Source organism: Marinobacter salicampi, assembly GCF_011074795.1.
Taxonomy (GTDB): domain Bacteria; phylum Pseudomonadota; class Gammaproteobacteria; order Pseudomonadales; family Oleiphilaceae; genus Marinobacter; species Marinobacter salicampi.
On sequence record NZ_JAAMPF010000004.1, the window covers coordinates 59,735 to 77,816 of the forward strand.

General features: G+C 56.6%; 13 protein-coding genes and 1 tRNA gene. All 14 read right to left on the reverse strand.

What is annotated here, in order from left to right:
* Positions 1-68: 68 nt before the first annotated feature.
* Positions 69-2,672 carry a putative bifunctional diguanylate cyclase/phosphodiesterase gene (locus G7W63_RS01780; RefSeq protein WP_166252250.1) on the reverse strand — a complete coding sequence of 868 codons (2,604 nt, stop codon included), beginning with the start codon at positions 2,670-2,672 and terminating at the stop codon, positions 69-71.
* A complete protein-coding gene (locus G7W63_RS01785; protein ID WP_423202269.1) occupies positions 2,669-3,820 on the reverse strand; it encodes an acyl-CoA dehydrogenase family protein in 1,152 nt (383 codons plus the stop codon). The genes G7W63_RS01780 and G7W63_RS01785 overlap by 4 nt, the downstream gene beginning before the upstream one ends.
* 246 nt (positions 3,821-4,066) lie before the next feature.
* Positions 4,067-4,143, reverse strand: a tRNA-Pro gene (locus G7W63_RS01790).
* Positions 4,144-4,283: 140 nt separating this feature from the next.
* On the reverse strand, positions 4,284-4,649 hold the full coding sequence (locus tag G7W63_RS01795; protein ID WP_166252256.1) for a MerR family transcriptional regulator: 366 nt from the start codon (positions 4,647-4,649) through the stop codon (positions 4,284-4,286).
* Positions 4,630-4,932, reverse strand: coding sequence for an integration host factor subunit alpha (gene ihfA, locus G7W63_RS01800; RefSeq protein WP_152206387.1), 303 nt, complete (start codon positions 4,930-4,932; stop codon positions 4,630-4,632). The genes G7W63_RS01795 and ihfA overlap by 20 nt, the downstream gene beginning before the upstream one ends.
* Before the next feature lie 3 nt (positions 4,933-4,935).
* Positions 4,936-7,308, reverse strand: coding sequence for a phenylalanine--tRNA ligase subunit beta (gene pheT, locus G7W63_RS01805; protein ID WP_166252259.1), 2,373 nt, complete (start codon positions 7,306-7,308; stop codon positions 4,936-4,938).
* Positions 7,309-7,372: 64 nt separating this feature from the next.
* Positions 7,373-8,371 (reverse strand): phenylalanine--tRNA ligase subunit alpha, encoded by a 999-nt coding sequence (pheS, locus tag G7W63_RS01810; protein ID WP_166252262.1) that lies wholly within the window; start codon positions 8,369-8,371, stop codon positions 7,373-7,375.
* 170 nt (positions 8,372-8,541) lie between these two features.
* Complete coding sequence (rplT, locus tag G7W63_RS01815) at positions 8,542-8,901, reverse strand: 50S ribosomal protein L20 (protein ID WP_166252265.1); 360 nt, start codon at positions 8,899-8,901, stop codon at positions 8,542-8,544.
* A gap of 32 nt (positions 8,902-8,933) precedes the next feature.
* Complete coding sequence (gene rpmI / locus G7W63_RS01820) at positions 8,934-9,125, reverse strand: 50S ribosomal protein L35 (protein WP_166252267.1); 192 nt, start codon at positions 9,123-9,125, stop codon at positions 8,934-8,936.
* 100 nt (positions 9,126-9,225) lie between these two features.
* Positions 9,226-9,768, reverse strand: a complete 543-nt coding sequence (infC, locus tag G7W63_RS01825) for a translation initiation factor IF-3 (RefSeq protein ID WP_166252336.1) — start codon at positions 9,766-9,768, stop codon at positions 9,226-9,228.
* Positions 9,765-11,690, reverse strand: coding sequence for a threonine--tRNA ligase (thrS, locus tag G7W63_RS01830; RefSeq protein ID WP_166252270.1), 1,926 nt, complete (start codon positions 11,688-11,690; stop codon positions 9,765-9,767). The genes infC and thrS overlap by 4 nt, the downstream gene beginning before the upstream one ends.
* Positions 11,691-11,822: 132 nt before the next feature.
* Entirely contained in the window at positions 11,823-14,444 is a 2,622-nt protein-coding gene (locus tag G7W63_RS01835) for a TRAP transporter permease (protein WP_166252273.1), read from the reverse strand.
* An 86-nt stretch (positions 14,445-14,530) separates the two neighbouring features.
* Positions 14,531-15,511 (reverse strand): TAXI family TRAP transporter solute-binding subunit, encoded by a 981-nt coding sequence (locus G7W63_RS01840; protein ID WP_166252276.1) that lies wholly within the window; start codon positions 15,509-15,511, stop codon positions 14,531-14,533.
* A 184-nt stretch (positions 15,512-15,695) separates the two neighbouring features.
* Positions 15,696-18,080 carry an efflux RND transporter permease subunit gene (locus G7W63_RS01845; RefSeq protein ID WP_166252279.1) on the reverse strand — a complete coding sequence of 795 codons (2,385 nt, stop codon included), beginning with the start codon at positions 18,078-18,080 and terminating at the stop codon, positions 15,696-15,698.
* Positions 18,081-18,082: the final 2 nt, after the last annotated feature.

Sequence of the window (18,082 nt, forward strand, 5' to 3'; positions counted from 1 at the left end):
GACCGGGATAAAACCTCTCTTGTCGAGGGCTACCCACCGGGAGTGGTGAGCTGGGGGCATTCGAGCGCTTACAGCGTCCCTGTCGGTGGGTTGATCTGGTCCCTCAGGAGTTCCTCGAACTGGTCAGCGCTCACAGGCCTTGAAAAAAGGAAACCCTGGGCATAGTCGCAGCCAACCGAACGCAGCCACAGGCGCTGATCCTCTGTCTCGACCCCCTCGGCGACGATCTTGAGCCCGAGTTTATGCCCCATGACTATGATGCTCTCGGCGATGGTTCGACTGCTCGCGTTGCTGGCCATATCCTGCACAAAGGACTGGTCGATCTTGAGATAGTCTACATCGAATTTCTTGAGGTAGGCCATGGAGGAATAGCCGGTACCAAAGTCATCAATGGACAACTCGATGCCTGCACTCTGAAGCTCCAGGAGTTTGTCTGACGTGGTGGGCGTGGCATTCAGGATAACCCCTTCGGTGATCTCGACTGAGATGCTGTTGCCCGGCAGCCCCATCTGTTTGAGGTGAGCCGCCCAGTCCATACTGTGGCCACGGTCCTCGAACTGAACGGGGGATTTATTGATACTGATCTGGAAGGTCCGCCCGAGCAATCGGCTCCACTTCCTGGAAAAGATTGCGGCCTCCGAAAACACCCAGTTACCCAGGAGCTTGATCTGGCCAGTCTCTTCCGCAAGGGTGATGAACTCTTCCGGGAGTAGCAGGCCCCGGGTGGGATGCTCCCATCGGATCAGTGCCTCAGCCTTGACGATGCGACTATCGGCAAGGCGGACGATCGGCTGGAAACACAACCTGAGCTGGTTCCCAGCCAGGGCGTGACGCAGATCCGCCTGCAAGCGCAACCGGCTGAGTGCCGCCTCCTGGAAAATTCGTCTGAAGAAGCTGAACTGGCTTCGGCCATTATTCTTGGCGATGTACATCGCCTGGTCAGCATTTCTGATCAAGTCGGCCGGCTCGACGGCGTCGAGCGGATAAAGCGTAATACCAATGCTACCCGATAGATAACAGACGCTGCCATGAACCTTGAAGGGACGCGCCAGCTCATCAAGAATCTTCTGGGCGGTGGTTTCGACATGGGCCGCGTCATCCAGTTCGGTCAGAATAACGGTAAACTCATCGCCGCCAAGCCGGGCCACCGTGTCGGATTCCCGGATACTGGAGCGGATTCGAGCCGCGGCCTGGCTCAACAACTCGTCCCCGGCACCGTGGCCGTATAGGTCGTTCACTTCCTTGAAGCGATCAAGATCCAAAAAAAACAGGGCGATTGATGTACCGTTGCGCTGGGCGTGCTTGACTTCAAAATTCAAGCGGTCGCGGAATAGTCGCCGGTTAGGCAGGTTGGTCAGGCTGTCGTAATTGGCCTCCCGCCATATCCGGTCACTGGCTTTCTTGCGCTCGGTAATGTCTCGGCTCGTGCCCGCGATGGCCTCAACCTGGCCCCACTCGTCGACAACCGGGACCAGGATATACTCAAAAATCCAACCACGGCCGGACGGACCGGTAAACGGTACTTCAGCCCGGACAGGCTGTCGGGAGGCTGCCACTTCCCGGACGTGATCCGTAATCTGCTTCCCTTTCTCTGTGGTGAAGCCGAGTTCCGGGGCGGTTTTACCCGGCAAGGTTGCCGGTTCCACTTCAAGTTGTTCTGAAAAAGCACGGTTGGCATACTGCAAACGGCCGTCGAGGTCGAATACATAGCTCTGGTCTGCCGTTGAAGTCAGCATGGACTCGAACAATCTTCGTTGCTGCTCTTTTTCCTTAATCGCCGACTCAGCTTTCTGACGCGCTTCCCTTTCTGCCTTAAGGGCCTGATTGCGCTCAGTAACGTCCCGCATGAACAGTGAGGAACCGATCAGCGTGCCCATCTCTTCGCGGACACTGGAAATGGCAATTTCAACCTGGGCAAAGCCAGACGATGTCGAAATGTTCGCCTCGGTAGTGATGGCCTCATCAAGGGAACGAACTTCATCCAGGTGGCCGGCCAGGGTTTCAGTCCAGAATGGCAAACGAGCCACCGGTTGGCCTACCGCCTGCTCGGCACCGACACCGAAGAGCCGTTGGGCGCCCTCACTCCAGTAAAGAACCCTGTCTGTAGAATCCAGCGAGACAATCGCATCATGGGCCTGGGCAAGGAGGTTCTTGAGATAATGGTCCGAAAGCACCAGCCGGCGATAGTCATGGCTATCAACCGGCTTTGGGGTACCGATACGGACATTCGCCCGGTCAAGTGTTGTGCGAAGCTGAACCCGTCGCCGGCTCATCTGCGCCGACTCGACGATCAGGGTTGGGACAGCGCTACTTTCAGGGTCTACGATCGACCAGTTGGAGCCAATCATCGGTGCACGGCTTAGCTCGCGCTTGAATTTGCCAAGCTCGAGGGCATCCGGCGCAAAGATAAACCGGGTCAGGCGCCATTGGACTCGTATACGCCGGGCGAGGGCCATGACACCAGCAATGCCGGGGCCGAAGACCACGACTGCAATGGGCTCCCCCGCAATTTCTACCCGTTCAAGCTGATCAAACACCTCCGCCGCCACCGTCATGGTCACTGTCAGCCCCATGGCCCGCACTTCATCAGCTGCGTTCTCCAGCGCCACCGAACCCGGTGAATCGGGTGAAGCGACGATGATAATTTGCTGATGACCCGGGGATAAACTCACAGTAGGGGTAGCCCCAGAAGTGCACGCCCTGTCCACCCATGGAGAATATCAGTCGTCGGGGACATCACGTGGCTTGCCCTGGCGTCCCTTAGCATTTGGGCTACTCGACTGTTTTCCCGATAGGCCTGGCCCCCGCAGATGGTCATCGCATCGTTCGCTAGCCTGACAGCGGTCTCTCCAGCGTCGGCCTTGCATGCGAGAATGAAGGGGAGCGCATCCGGGTGGTTAAGATCACCGCGGGTTGCGGCTTCCCGAATCAGGCTGCGGGTCTTTTCAAGGGCAATCCACATCTCGGCGAAACGGGTCTGCAGAGTGACTACTTCCGCCAGCAGCTCGCCGGAGTGGCTGTGCCGGCGTGTACGCAGATGCTCAGAAGCGACGTCGACGGCAGACTGCGCAATACCCAGATAGGTGCCCGCCATCGCCATCAGGAAGTACGGAGCCACCACTTCGAAGACATACCAGACTTGGTCCCCTTCCTCGCCCAGCAGGTTGGCCCTGGGTACGCGGGCATCAGTAAAGCATAGCCCCCGCGATGAATTGCCACGCATGCCAAAGCCTTTCCAGGGGTCAAGCCACTGCATGCCATCGGTATGGCGATCCACCACTAGGCAATTAAAATCACCGGGCTCAGCCTGGCCGTCAGCGGCCATAGTAGAGACGACGTAGGAGTCAGCGCGGCCGCCGTTGGTTACAAACTGCTTGGTCCCGTTGAGGATAAAATCATCCCCACGCGTCACGACGTGGGTTTCGGGGATGTAGAAATGCGCCCCTGTGCCACTTTCAGCCAACGCAAGCGACGTAATATGCTCTCCCCTTGCGATGGGCCGCAGGTAGCGGTCCTGCTGTAGCTGGGTCGCCTTGGCAGCAATGACCGCGGTGCCAACGCAATGCATGCCAAAGCAAAGCGCGGTGGAGGGGCATGCCTTCGCGATCAGCTCAGTCAGTACGCTGAGGCCTAGCAGGCCCTGACCATGCCCGCCAAGTGCTTCCGGAACCTGAAGCCCCAGAAGACCCTCTTCTGCAAGGGCCTTCATTGATCGCTCCGGCCAGTCGCAATCGCGGTCGACCTGCTCCGCAAAAGGCGCGACGTACTGTTCAACTACCCGCTCAGTTCTGGCCAGAAGGTCGATCAGCTTGGGCGTCATCTTATTCATTAGGAACTGGCTCTCTCAGCATTTAAACGCGAGTATACCGGAAGCATAAAAATGGTGCGTTAATGCTCTCCATGACTGGGCCGCTTGCGATACCCGTGTCGACAAAGGCTGACGTGGCGAAGCTATACGATGCTTAAGGAAGTGGGCAGTGCTTGGGCCGCGGGCCAATACACGGCTGGTGAGAACACCTCAGAACGAAAAAACCCGGTCCTTCCGGAACCGGGCTTCTCATCAAACTGGTCGGGACGGGAGGATTTGAACCTCCGACCCCTTGCACCCCATGCAAGTGCGCTACCAGGCTGCGCTACGCCCCGAACGCCGTGGAAGCCGACCGGCTTGAGCGGTCCGCGTTCCGCCAAAGAGTGTTAACTCAATGGCTTAGCGGAGCGCAGTCTACACCAGCTCCCGCTAAAAATAAACACTCAATCCGAGGTTATTATTGGGTTGAGAGAGACTATTTGGCAGAGGTATTGAGAACGCTCAGTACTTCTTCCAGTTCAGTGATCATCTGGCGGATGAGCTGCTTGTACTGAGAGGCATCCTCCTTGATCTCGCTACCGCTGAGCTTCTGCTTGGCGCCGCCGATGGTGTAGCCCTGATCGTACAGAAGGCTGCGGATCTGGCGTATGGTCAGCACATCAGCACGCTGATAGTAGCGGCGGTTGCCACGGCGCTTTACCGGAGAAAGCTGGGGAAATTCTTGCTCCCAGTACCGTAAGACGTGCGCCTTAACGGCACAGAGGTCAGCCACCTCACCTATGGTGAAATAGCGCTTGCCTGGTATGACAGGCAGCTCGTTGTTATGACTGGGTTCCAGCATAGGCTTCTACTTTCTGTTTTAGTTTTTGTCCCGGGCGGAAAGTCACCACCCGTCTGGCGCTGATCGGGATCTCTTCACCCGTCTTGGGATTCCTGCCCGGCCGCTGTTTCTTGTCACGCAGATCAAAGTTGCCAAATCCCGACAGCTTCACCTGCTCATTGTGACTGAGCGCGTCTCTGATTTCGTCGAAAAAAGCTTCTACCATTTCCTTGGCTTCACGCTTGTTGAGACCCAACTCCTCATACAACCGCTCGGCCATTTCCGCCTTTGTCAAAGCCGCCATGCATTAACTCCTCAATGTCGCCCCAAGCTCTTTTTGCAACGCCTCGATGACGTTATTGAAGAGCGCGTGCACTTCGTCATCGTTGAGCGTGCGTTCGGGATGCTGCCAAAACAGACTCAGGGCAAGGCTTTTGTTGCCCTCACCCAGATTCTTACCTTCATAGACATCGAATGCGCGCAGGGCGGTGAGCTGGCCACCTCCATTCTGCTTCACAATACGCTCCACATCTGCGAACGCAACATCAGTTTTAATAATAATAGCCAAATCACGCCGAACTTCTGGATATTTTGAAAATTCTTTGAAATTAGGTACATATCCAGAAAGTATCGGATTCAAGAATAGCTCAAAGAGAAAGATCGTGCCATTAAGGTCGAGTTTTTTCTGCACCTGGGGGTGCAGGGCGCCAAACCAGCCCACTGTCAGGCCGTCCTGGACCAGCTTCACGGTCTGGCCCGGGTGCAGTGCCGGATGCTGACCGGCGACAAACTCCACGGTTATGCCCAGCAGGGAAAACAGGGACTCCAGCTCGCCCTTAACATCGAAAAAATCTGCATCGCGGCGGCCATTGGCCCAGTTTTCGGGCAGATGAGGACCGGCAACCACCCCTGCCAACATTGGCTTCTGCTCAATTTCATCGCCAAAACGTACAAATCTGAGTCCGGTTTCAAAGAGCCTGACACGGGACTGCTGGCGATTCTGGTTGTATCCGAGGGTCTTTAACAGCCCGCTCCACAAGGTGGTACGCATCACCGACAGATCAGACGAGATCGGGTTTGCCAGCGCTATGCCTTCATTCTCAGGATCGACCAGGGCCTGGACTCTGGGGTCCACGAAGCTGTAGGTAATAGCTTCCTGATAGCCGCAGGCCACGAAATAGTTCTGGATCGCCGATAAAGGCCGTTGGCCCTCCGGCTGGGGACGCAATTCCAGGGCCCCAATCGCCTGGGTGACCGGCAGGTTGTTATAGCCATAGATGCGGCCAATTTCTTCGATGAGGTCCACTTCGATGGTAATGTCCGGCCGGAAGCTCGGCACCCGCACGCGCCAGCCATTCCTGAGCAGCTTGTCAATGTGCATGCCCAGGCGACCCAGGATCTCTTCGGCCGTGGTACGGTCTATAGTGACGCCCAGAACGTCGGACACCTGCTGCTCCCGCAGATCGATCAATGCCTCTATGGGCAGATCCTCATCGCTGGCGACTTCAACGATTTCACCGGGCTCACCGCCCACAATGGCCATCAGGAGCGCGGTTGCCCGCTCCATAGCAGCCCGGGGCAGCTCCGGGTCCACGCCCCGTTCGAAACGGTGGGAGGCATCGGTGTGCAAGCCATAATGGCGGGCCTTGCCGGCGAGCATAACCGGCTCGAAATAGGCAGCTTCGAGGATAAGATCGCGGGTTCTGGGGCTGACCCCGGAATGTTCACCCCCCATGACACCGGCAATGGCGATAGGCTTTTCGTGGTCAGCAATGACCAGGGTGTCCGGTGTAAGTGTGACTTCCTGACCATCGAGAAGAACCAGCTTTTCTCCTGCAGCGGCCATACGGACCACAATGCCACCTTTCATCTCATCACGATCAAAGGCGTGCATGGGCTGGCCCAGTTCAAGCATCACGTAGTTGGTGACATCCACCGCCGCGTCAATGGAGCGTATCCCGGAACGACGCAGCTTCTCCTGCATCCATAGAGGAGTTTCTGCGGTCAGGTCGACGTTACGCAGTACCCGCCCGAGGTACCTCGGGCAGGCTTCCGGCGCCTTTACGGCGACGTCGACCACTTCCGAGTGCGCAGCCTCGACAGGCTCACATTCAGGCCCCTCTGCCAGCATCTGGTTGAGCACTCCCACCTCCCGGGCAATGCCACGGATCGACAGACAGTCGGCTCGGTTAGGTGTCAGGTCGACGTCGATGGTGACATCATTCAGCTTCAGGTACTCGGCAACATCGGCACCCACAGGGGCGTCGTCAGGCAGAGCCATCAGGCCATCGTGGCTATCGGAAAGACCCAGTTCGGCTTCCGAGCACAGCATGCCGTTGGAGGCCTGACCGCGTAGCTTGGCTTTCTTGATCCTGAAGTCTCCGGGCAGCACAGCGCCAACCGTGGCGAACGGCACTTTCATGCCCACCCGAACATTGGGCGCACCACAGACGACCTGAACCGGCTCACCGCCTCCGGCCACCTGGCAGACCCGAAGCTTGTCGGCATCCGGATGCGGCTCAAGGTCAGTGATTTCGCCAACCACCACGCCCGTAAAGCGGCCAGCCACCGGCTCGAAACCGTCTACTTCCAGGCCGGCCATGGTGATCTGGTGCACCAGTGCCTGGGTGTCATTGGCGGGGTTGACCCATTCGCGCAGCCACTGCTCGCTAAATTTCATGATGTACGCCTTGTTCTGATGCGGTGAAGCCTGATGATGCTGTTATGGACTGATGCGTGTTCGATCAGCGGAATTGCCGCAGGAAACGCAGGTCATTGTCGAAAAACATACGCAGGTCCGTCACGCCGTAGCGCAGCATGGCCAGACGCTCGACCCCAAGCCCGAAAGCGAACCCGCGGTACTCCTCGGCGTCCACACCACAGTGCTTGAACACCTTGGGGTGAACCATGCCGCATCCCATGACCTCAAGCCACTTGATGCTGCCATCGTCTTCCCTGCCCCATTCGATATCCACTTCGGCCGAAGGCTCGGTAAACGGAAAATAGGACGGCCTGAACCTTACTGCCAGGTCACGCTCGAAAAACACCCGAAGAAACTCCTCCACCGTGCTCTTGAGATCGGCGAAGCTGACGTCTTTCTCAACCAGCAGGCCTTCAACCTGATGGAACATGGGCGTGTGAGTCATATCCGAGTCACAGCGGTAGACCCGGCCAGGACAAATCATCCGAAAAGGCGGCTTCGACGCTTCCATGGTGCGGATCTGAACTGGTGAGGTATGGGTGCGAAGCAAGGTGCCCGGGTCGAAGTAGAAGGTGTCGTGCATCGCACGCGCCGGATGGTGGCCGGGAATATTCAGTGCCTCGAAGTTATGATAGTCGTCTTCGATCTCCGGCCCCTGCTCCACGGTATAGCCGGCGCCTGCAAAAAAATGCTCGATGCGCTGCAGTGTCCGGGTTACCGGGTGCAGGCCTCCCAGGTCCTGGCCCCGCCCCGGAATCGTCACATCAATGGCTTCGGCAGCAAGCTTCTGGTCGATCGCCGCCGTCTCAAGCTGGTCTTTTCTGGTGGTAATCGCCTGCTGGACCCGGGCCTTGGCGTCGTTGATCTTCTGGCCGGCCGCAGGACGCTCTTCAGCACTGAGCTGGCCGAGGGATTTGAGCTGCTGGGTGAGCAGGCCTTTCTTGCCGAGATAATCCACACGCACCTGATCAAGCTGCTGCAGGCTGTCTGCCTGTTCAACCGCTGCCAGACCGTCCTGAACAAGCTGTTCAAGGTTTTCCATTGACCCTGCTCCAAATCAGAATGTGGGCGCTGAAGCTGCTGCGGCAAAAGGACCGTAGCCCATTTGAAAATGGTATAGCCCTAACAAAAATAGGGGAAGAGCATGCTCTTCCCCTATTACCAGGCTCCCCGGAAAGAGGAACCTTATCGATCGACCATCGATGAAAGAGCTTAAGCCGTCAAGGACGCTTTTGCCTTTTCGACAACAGCAGTAAAGGCCTGCTGCTCGTTCATGGCCAGATCGGCCAGAACCTTACGATCGATTTCAACGTTCGCCTTTTTCAGGCCAGCAATCAGACGGCTGTATGACAGACCGTTGGCACGGGCACCAGCGTTGATCCGCGCGATCCACAGGGCGCGGAATGAGCGCTTGCGGTTGCGACGGTCACGGTACGCGTACTGACCGGCCTTGATAACCGCCTGTTTGGCAACGCGGTACACACGGCTGCGAGCGCCGTAGTAACCTTTGGCCTGATTAAGAATCTTCTTGTGACGACGACGAGCGACGACACCACGTTTTACACGAGCCATACTTTAATCCTTCTCAATATCCAGTATGCGCTTTAAAGCGCGATCATACGTCTGATAGAAGCCACATCGGATTTCGCGATCAGCTTGGTACCGCGGAGCTGACGCTTACGCTTGGGGCTCTTCTTGGTCAGAATATGACTGGTGAAGGACTGCTTGTGCTTGAAGCCGGTAGCGGTCTTTTTGAACCGCTTCGTGGCCCCGCTTTTGGTTTTCATTTTGGGCATTTTTAACTCCGCATTCTCTTTTGATTAGACTTTACGTCAAACAGTGATCCTGAACGACAAATCCCCCGCAACAACGGGGGAAATCATGATTCAGTCAGAATCACTTCTTTTTACGGGGAGCCACGACCATGGTCATCTGGCGGCCTTCCATTTTCGGCCGCTGTTCTACCTGGGCCAGTTCCTCAATATCCGCTTCGATCCGATTCATGAGCTTCATACCGATTTCCTGGTGTGCCATCTCACGTCCACGGAAGCGGATAGTCAATTTGCCGCGGTCCCCGTTCTCAAGGAAACGTATCAGGTTGCGTAGTTTTACCTGATAATCCCCTTCTTCAGTTCCTGGCCGGAACTTCAGTTCTTTCACCTGCACCTGCTTTTGCTTTTTCTTGGCAGCTGCTTTGGCTTTCTTCTCTTCGAAGATCTTCTTCCCGAAGTCCATGATCTTACAGACGACCGGATCGGAATCGGTGATCTGAACCAAATCCAGAGAAGCTTCTTCCGCTTGTTTGAGGGCATCCTCAATCGGGACTATTCCGACCTGTTCGCCTTCGGCATCAATCAACCGGACTTCTTTGGCTTGAATGTTATCATTGATTAACGCGCGTGGTGCGCGGCTCCGATTCGCTCGCTGTTTAATAATCAGTTCTCCGTCTTGGTTTTGCCTTTGCGCTCAACTTCTTCGGCCAACAGGGCACCGAACGCTTCCAGCGTCATGGTTCCGAGATCCTCCCCTTTTCGGGTGCGGACGGCGACCGAGCCGGTTTCAACTTCTTTGTCACCGACTACCGCCAAAAACGGAACCTTGTTAATTGTATGCTCGCGGATTTTAAAGCCGATCTTCTCGTTTCTCAAGTCAGCATTAACCCGATACCCCAAAGAATCGAGGTTTTTTGCCACTTTCTCACAGAAATCCCGCTGATTGTCCGTGATATTCAGCACCGCAACCTGGGTTGGGGCCAGCCAGGTCGGGAATGCCCCTTCGTAGTCTTCGATCAGTATGCCGATAAAGCGCTCGAAGGAACCCAGCACCGCACGATGCAACATAACCGGCGTACGACGCTCGGAATTATCAGCCACGTACTGGGCACCGAGGCGCCCGGGCATCGAGAAGTCAACCTGTATAGTACCGCATTGCCACACCCGACCGATGCAATCTTTCAGTGAAAACTCGATTTTCGGTCCGTAAAACGCCCCCTCACCCGGCAAAAGCTCCCAATCAACCCCTTCGCGGTTGAGGGCCTGCTCCAGGGCAGCCTCGGACTTGTCCCAGACCTCATCGGAACCCACTCGCTTTTCGGGCCGGGTCGAGAGCTTGTACAGGATCTCGGAGAAGCCGAAATCCGAGTATACCTCATGCAGAAGCTCGATAAACTTGGAAACCTCATCCTGAATGGCGTCTTCTTCACAGAAGATATGCGCGTCATCCTGGGTAAAACCACGGACCCGCATCAGGCCGTGAAGTGCGCCGGAGGCTTCGTTACGATGGCAGGAGCCGAATTCAGCCAGCCGCAGAGGCAGATCCTTGTAGCTTTTAAGACCCTGATTGAAGACCTGTATATGGCAGGGGCAGTTCATCGGCTTGATGGCAAAATCGTGCTTTTCGGACGTGGTGGTGAACATGTCATCGCCAAACTTGTCCCAATGGCCTGACTGCTCCCACAGCACCCTGGACACCACCTGGGGCGTGCGGATTTCCTGGTAGCCATGACGGCGCAGCTTTTCACGCAGGTACTGCTCAATGGCCTGATAGATGGTCCAGCCGTCTGGGTGCCAGAACACCATCCCGGGGGCTTCTTCCTGCATGTGAAACAGGTCCAGCTTCTTGCCGATCTTGCGATGGTCCCGCTTTTCAGCCTCTTCAAGACGGTTCAGGTAGGCCTTGAGCTCTTTCTTGTTGCCCCAGGCTGTGCCGTAGATACGCTGCAATTGCTCGTTGCTGGTGTCGCCCCGCCAGTAGGCGCCGGCCACCTTGGTCAGCTTGAAAGCCTTGAGCTTGCCGGTATTGGGCACATGGGGCCCGCGGCAGAGGTCAATGAAGTCGCTCTGCCGGTAAAAGGACAGATCTTCATTGCCAGGAATATCCTGGATGATCCGGACCTTGTACTCCTCGCCCATGTCCTGGAAAAGCTTCACGGCTTCGTCACGGGAGAGCACGGAGCGAGCCACCGGAATATCCTGTCTGGCCAGCTCTTCCATACGTTTTTCGATGCGCGCCAGATCTTCGTTGGTGAACGGGCGGTCGTACTTGAAGTCGTAATAGAAACCGTTGTCGATCACCGGGCCGATGGTCACCTGGGCTTCAGGAAACAGGTCTTTCACTGCCATGGCCAGAAGATGTGCGGTGGAATGGCGAATAACGTCCACTCCGTCTTCGTCACGCTCGGTGACGATGGCAAGGTCGACGTCTTCATCGATCCGATAGCTGGTGTCCACCAGCTGGCCGTTGACCCGGCCAGCCAGGGCGGCCTTCGCCAGTCCGGCGCCAATATCTGCGGCAACGTCATGAACGGAAACGGGTTCAGCAAAACTGCGGTGACTGCCATCAGGCAGAGTAACAACGGGCATCAGTAACAACTCCTATCAGCGGTGATCCGTACCAGAGACCACATGTTTTACAGGCGCCGCGCTACCATCGCGGCTTGACAGCCCGCGAGTGTATCAGCTCACCGCTGATGTTGTCATACATACGCCGGCATTTCAGGCGCTTTCAGTGGCATAGCCTCCCCTGTCCTCGTCTGTACGACGCCGCAGCTGATTGAAGGCGATCAGTCCGAGAAGCACCAGCGCCGGAATGAACATCCACTCCTTGGGAGGGCGACCAAGGGGCACTTGAATAGCGTCAATGGTCCAGCCGAACTGGAGCCTGGCGTCCTCCGCCGGGCTGCCAAACTGGACGAATTCCACATCCATGCGGCCGTCATCCCTGGGGGACAACTCAAGCCCGGCCGCCATAAGGCGCTCCTCGGGTGTCTCGCCGCTCGGCACCTCAAGCTGAACATAGGTGGATACCTCGTTCCCATCGATACTGATGCCCGAAGCCTTTAGAACCGTCATGTCGTCAGCTGGTATCTGGTCTATATACTCGACAATCTTACTCCCCGGTCGCTCTTCCGTTGGCGGATACATCATGTCCCACCAATAGCCCGGGCGGAAAAGCGTAAACGTAATCAGCACGAGCAGCGCCGACTCCCAGCGGTAGCTTTTGGTGAGCCAGTAGCCCTGGGTAGCCGCCGCAAATGCCAGCATGGCAATGACTGCGCTCACAACGGTAACCAGAAGGTCTAACCAGCCTGTGAGGCCGAGCAACAGCAACTGGGTGTTGAAGATAAACATGAAGGGCAGGATGGCTGTACGGATATCGTAGGTGAAACCCTGGATACCTGTCCGGATCGGGTCAGCCCCGGAAATCGCGGCCGCCGCGTAGGCGGCCAGCCCCACGGGCGGCGTGTCGTCCGCCAGTATGCCGAAGTAGAAGACGAACATGTGGACCGCGATCAGAGGCACCAGCAGGCCATTTTCTGCCCCCAGGGTCACAATTACAGGTGCCATCAGAGTGGAAACTACAATGTAGTTTGCAGTGGTGGGCAGGCCCATCCCCAACAACAGACTGATCACTGCCGTAAAGATCAGCATCAGCAACAGATTGCCGCCCGAAATGAATTCGACAAACTCGGTCATCACCAGACCGATACCGGTGAGCGTAACGGTACCCACCACTATGCCGGCCGTTGCTGTCGCAACACCGATGCCAACCATGTTACGGGCGCCAGTCGCCAGGGAATGCACAAAATCCTGAAGACCAAGCCTGGAAGCTTCGCCAAGCGAACCATGTTTGCGGAAGAACGCCTGCAGAGGTCGGTGAGTGAGGACGATAATGATCATGAACACTGTGGCCCAAAACGCGGACAGCTGGGGCGAGAATCGTTCCACAGTCAGGCACCACACCAGCATGACGACCGGCAGCAGGAAATAAAGCCCGGTTTTAACCGTAGGCCCTACCTCGGGCAGACTGGTCATGTCGGTCGAGGCGTCGTCGATTTCCAGCTTGGGAAAACTGGCGGAGTAAGCCACAAGCCCCAGGTAGGCGAGGATCATAGCCGGCGCGAGCACCCACAGGGCCTGGTCCCCCAGAAGCGTCTTGAGCCAGCCGATACCATAGTAGACCGCAAGGGTCAGCACGCAGAGCCCGAGCAACAGCACCACCCAGTTAAGCATGCGCCGGGCCAGAGAGGGCCGATTCGGCGGCTCTATTCCCCGCATTTTCAGCTTACAGGCCTCAATATGGACGATATAGATAAGGGCGATGTAGGAAATCATCGCAGGCAGGATGGCGGCTTTGATGACTTCCAGGTACGGAATGCCCACATACTCCACCATCAGGAACGCAGCTGCGCCCATGATGGGCGGCGTAAGCTGACCATTGGTGGAGGCCGCAACCTCAACAGCACCTGCTTTGGTGGCCGGAAAGCCGACCCGCTTCATTAGAGGAATGGTAAAGGTGCCAGTGGTCACCACGTTGGCAATGGACGAGCCGGAAATCACCCCACTCAAACCACTGGACACGACTGCGGCCTTGGCAGGTCCCCCACGCATGTGTCCGAGGCAGGCATAGGCCACTTTGATAAAATAATTGCCGGCACCGGCTTTTTCGAGCAGTGCACCAAACAGCACGAAGAGAAACACAAAGCTGGTCGAGACGCCCAGGGCCACGCCAAACACCCCCTCGGTCCCCAGCCACTGATGTGACGCCAGCTTGCTCAGACTCGCGCCCTTGTGGGCTATCACTGCCGGCATGTAGGGGCCGGCCAGCGAATAAAACAGAAACACGGCCGCGACTATGGCCAGAGGCAAACCAAGAGAACGCCTGGTCGCTTCCAGCAGAAGTACCAGCCCGCCCAGGGCAACGACGATATCAAAGTCGGTAGGGTCGCCGGGACGGGAAGACAGCTGGTCGTAGAACAGGAACAGGTAGCCGGCCGCGAATGACGCTGCCAAAGCCAGTATCCAGTCGTAAATCGGTATCCGCTCAATCTGGTGTTTGCGCTTGAGCATCGGGAAAGCGGTGAAAGCCAGGAATACCGCGAACGTCAGGTGGATGGATCGGGTTTCGGTGGAGTTGAAAATTCCGATTTCCAGGATAAAAGGTAAAGGCGACGCTATCCAGAGCTGAAACAGGGACCAGCACACCGGCACAATGAACAGCAGGGTTGCCGCCGGTCCGGTCAGGGCTCGCCCACCGGTTTCGGTCTGAAGTACTTCCGCTATCTTGTCCTTGTCGACATCTGCGGTGTCAGAGCCTGAGCGCTCAGCCTTCGCCATAATCACATCCTGTCGTGCAGTTTCAGCGTGTCAGAAAAAGACCGGGCGACAGTCTGCCGCCCGGTCCCATTTACATGCCCGGCTGTTTACAGCAGGCCGGCTTCTTTGTAGTACTTCTCGGCACCGGAGTGCAGCGGTGCGCTCAGGGCGTCAGATACCATCTCCTGTTTCTCGAGGTTGCCAAATGCCGGATGCAGGCGCTTGAAGCTGTCGAAGTTCTCGAATACCGCTTTAACAACCTGGTAGACAACTTCATCCGGAACATCGGAAGAGCTCACGAACGTGGCCGCGACACCGAAGGTGGTGGTGTCTTCGTCGTTGCCGCGATACATGCCACCCGGAATGGTGGCAACGCGATAGTAGGGGTTTTCATCAACCAGCTTTTTGGTGGCTTCGTTGTCTACGCTGACGATCACGCTGTCGCAGGAAGTCGTTGCTTCCTTGATGGCCCCGGATGGGTGTCCAACGGTGTAGAAGAACGCATCGATATTGCCGTCACACAGTGCCTGTGACTGCTCTGCGGCCTTGAGCTCAGCGGCCAGGGAGAATTTGTCCATGGTCCAGCCCATTTCTTCCATCAATACCTCAGCCGTTGCACGCTGACCGGAGCCCGGGTTGCCAACCGATACCCGCTTGCCTTCCAGGTCTTCGAAGGTCTTGATATTGGAGTCCTTGCTGGCCACTACTGTGAACGGCTCAGGATGCAGGGAAAAGACTGCTCTCAGCTTCTCATTCTTGCCGTCATCGGAAAATTCGCTGGTGCCGTTGTAGGCGTGGTACTGCCAGTCTGATTGGGCGACCGCCAGATCCAGTTCGCCCTGGCGGATTGCGTTCAGGTTATAGATGGAGCCACCGGTGCTTTCCACCGAGCAACGGATGCCGTGGTCCTTGCGATCCATATTCACCAGGCGGCAGATTGCTCCCCCCGCGGGATAGTAAACACCGGTGACACCGCCGGTACCAATGGTAATGAACTGCTGTTCTTCCGCAGTGGCGGCGCCGGACGTGCCAGCCAGGCCGATAGCAGCCGCGATGGCAAGAGAAGAGAATTTCTGTCGAAGAGCCATGAGAGCTTCCTTTTTTCCTCGTTATTTTTAAGTTACCTGTCGCTTTTTGACAGGCACATGCGTCTTTCGCTTTTGAAACATAGTTCAAAACGGTCATTAAATAAAGCAGGCTCTAGCTTGCTAACTATATGAGCAGGCGAAAAAAAAGCCCGCTATCGCGGGCTTCAAGTGGATACTTCGGTAATTACTTAGCTGCTCTTGCCTTTGCCACCATCCGGTCCGGACGCAACAGGAACCGGGCCAGTGCGGGCAGCAGCCAAATGGCGCCGATCATATTCCAAAGGAACATAAAGAACAGCAGGAAGCCCATGTCGGCCTGGAACTTGATAGGCGAGAATATCCAGGTCACAACACCAAGGCCCAGGGTCACACCGGTAAACATGACTGCTTTACCCGTCGAGCGCAGGGTCTCGAAATAGGCATCCTGCAACGTCCTGCCTTCAAGCAGGTAATGCTCCAGCTTGCTGTAGATGTAAATGCCGTAGTCGACCCCGATACCAACGCCCAGAGCGATAACCGGCAGCGTCGCCACTTTGATGCCGATGCCCGACACCGCCATGATTGCTTCACACAGGATCGAGGTCAGCCCCAGGGGCACCACGATACAAAGCACGGCCCTGATCGAACGGAAGGTCAGGAAGCACAGGAAACTCACCACACCGTAAACGAAGAGCAGCATCATGTTCTTGGCGCTGGCAATGACTTCGTTGGTGGCCGCCTCTACCCCGGCGTTACCGGCCGCAAGCAGGAACGTATGCTCTTCGTTGCTGTGTTCGGAGGCAAAGGCTTCAACCTGCTCAACCACAGTCTCCAGGGTTTCGGCCTTGTGATCTTCCAGGAAGACCAGCACCGGTGTCAGGCTACAGTTGGTATTGATCAGACCAGCCGGAGCTTCACGAATCGATGCGTTGATAATGGTCTGGTTGCGGGAGATCTCGTACCAGTTCCAGTTACCTTCGTTCAGGGCCTTGGTCACAATCTTCGACACGTCCGCCAAGGAGGCTGATGACTGTACACCAGGCGTGTTCTGAAGCTCCCACTGGAGACGATCCATGGCGCTCAGGACACTGTACTGGGTGCACTGCTCGACCGGCGTCTTGACCATCACCACAAGCACGTCCGAGCTGGTGGAGTAGTTGTCGATCATGAACGCGTTGTCCAGGTTATACCTTGAATCCGCACGCAATTCCGGCGCTCCCTGATCGAGGTCACCCACCCTCAGGTCCTGCTTGTAATACAGGCCGAGACCGAGACCAACCACTGCGATAAGCAGAGAAATGGGCGCCACGCTGGGGTGCGCAAAGTAGGACATGATGCGCCACTTGCGATCCTGCTTTTCACCGTGGTTCTGTACATGACGCACACCACCTTTGGTGATGCCGATGTAGGACATGATCAGCGGGTGGAGCACGAGGTTGGTGATAATGACAATGGCCACGCCCAGGCCAGCGGCGACCGCCAGGTCCTTGATGACATCAATCTCAATAAACAGCAGCGTCAGGAAGCCGAAGGCGTCGGAGATAAGTGCCAGCATGCCGGGTATGTACAGGGCCCGGAACGCAAGCCTTGCTGCCATCATGGGATCGAAGCCCTTGGCGGCCTCTATAGCCATGGCGTTTACGATCTGAACCCCGTGGCTGATCCCGATGGCAAAGACCAGGAAGGGCACCAGAACCGAATAGGGATCGAGCCCATAACCCAGTACCCGAAGTGTCCCCAACAGCCAGAACACGGCAATGATCGATGAGAACACAGGCACCAGCGTGCCGGCCAGACACCGGGAGTACCAGAACAGCAGCAGCGTGGTCAGCAAAATGGTAATGCCGGCGAAGTAGGCAATTGAACCAATGCCTTCGATCAGGTCGCCTACTTTCTTGGCGAAGCCAACGATGTGAATCTCGATGTTGGGGTTGTTCTCCCCGTATTTCTGACGGATCTTCTCTTCCAGGTTCTTGGAGAACTCTGCATAGTTCAGGGGTTCGCCGGTTTCCGGATCTGATTCATATAGCGGTGCATACACCACAGCTGACTTGAAATTGTCAGCTACCAGGCGCCCTACTTCGCTTGAGCGCAGGATATTCTGGCGCAGCTGCTCGAGGCTATCCCTCGAACCGTCATAGCCATCAGGAATAACCGTGCCGCCCTGAAAGCCCTGTTCGGTCACCTCGACCCAGCGGACGTTGGCGGTCCACAAGGACTTGAGGCCGGAACGGTCTACGCCGTTAAGGTAGAACACCTCATCGGTGATCTCCTTAAGGGTTTCCATGTATTCCTGGGTAAATATGTCGCCCTCTTTTACCTCTACGGCAATACGGACGAAGTTACCCAGGTTCTCAAGATCATCCCGATGCTCAAGCATGTTGACGATGTATGGATGCTCAAGGGGAATCATCCGCTCAAAACTGGCATCCGGCTGGATCTTGATCGCGTTATAGCCCAGGAACAGCGTGAGCAGTGCAAAGGCGATCAGTATGACCACCCGGTTGTTGAAAATCAGACGTTCAAGGAAGGGCTCAGCCTTCGGTGTCGTCAGGTAATGCTCGCCCTTGTCATGCTTCGGGTTGGACATTC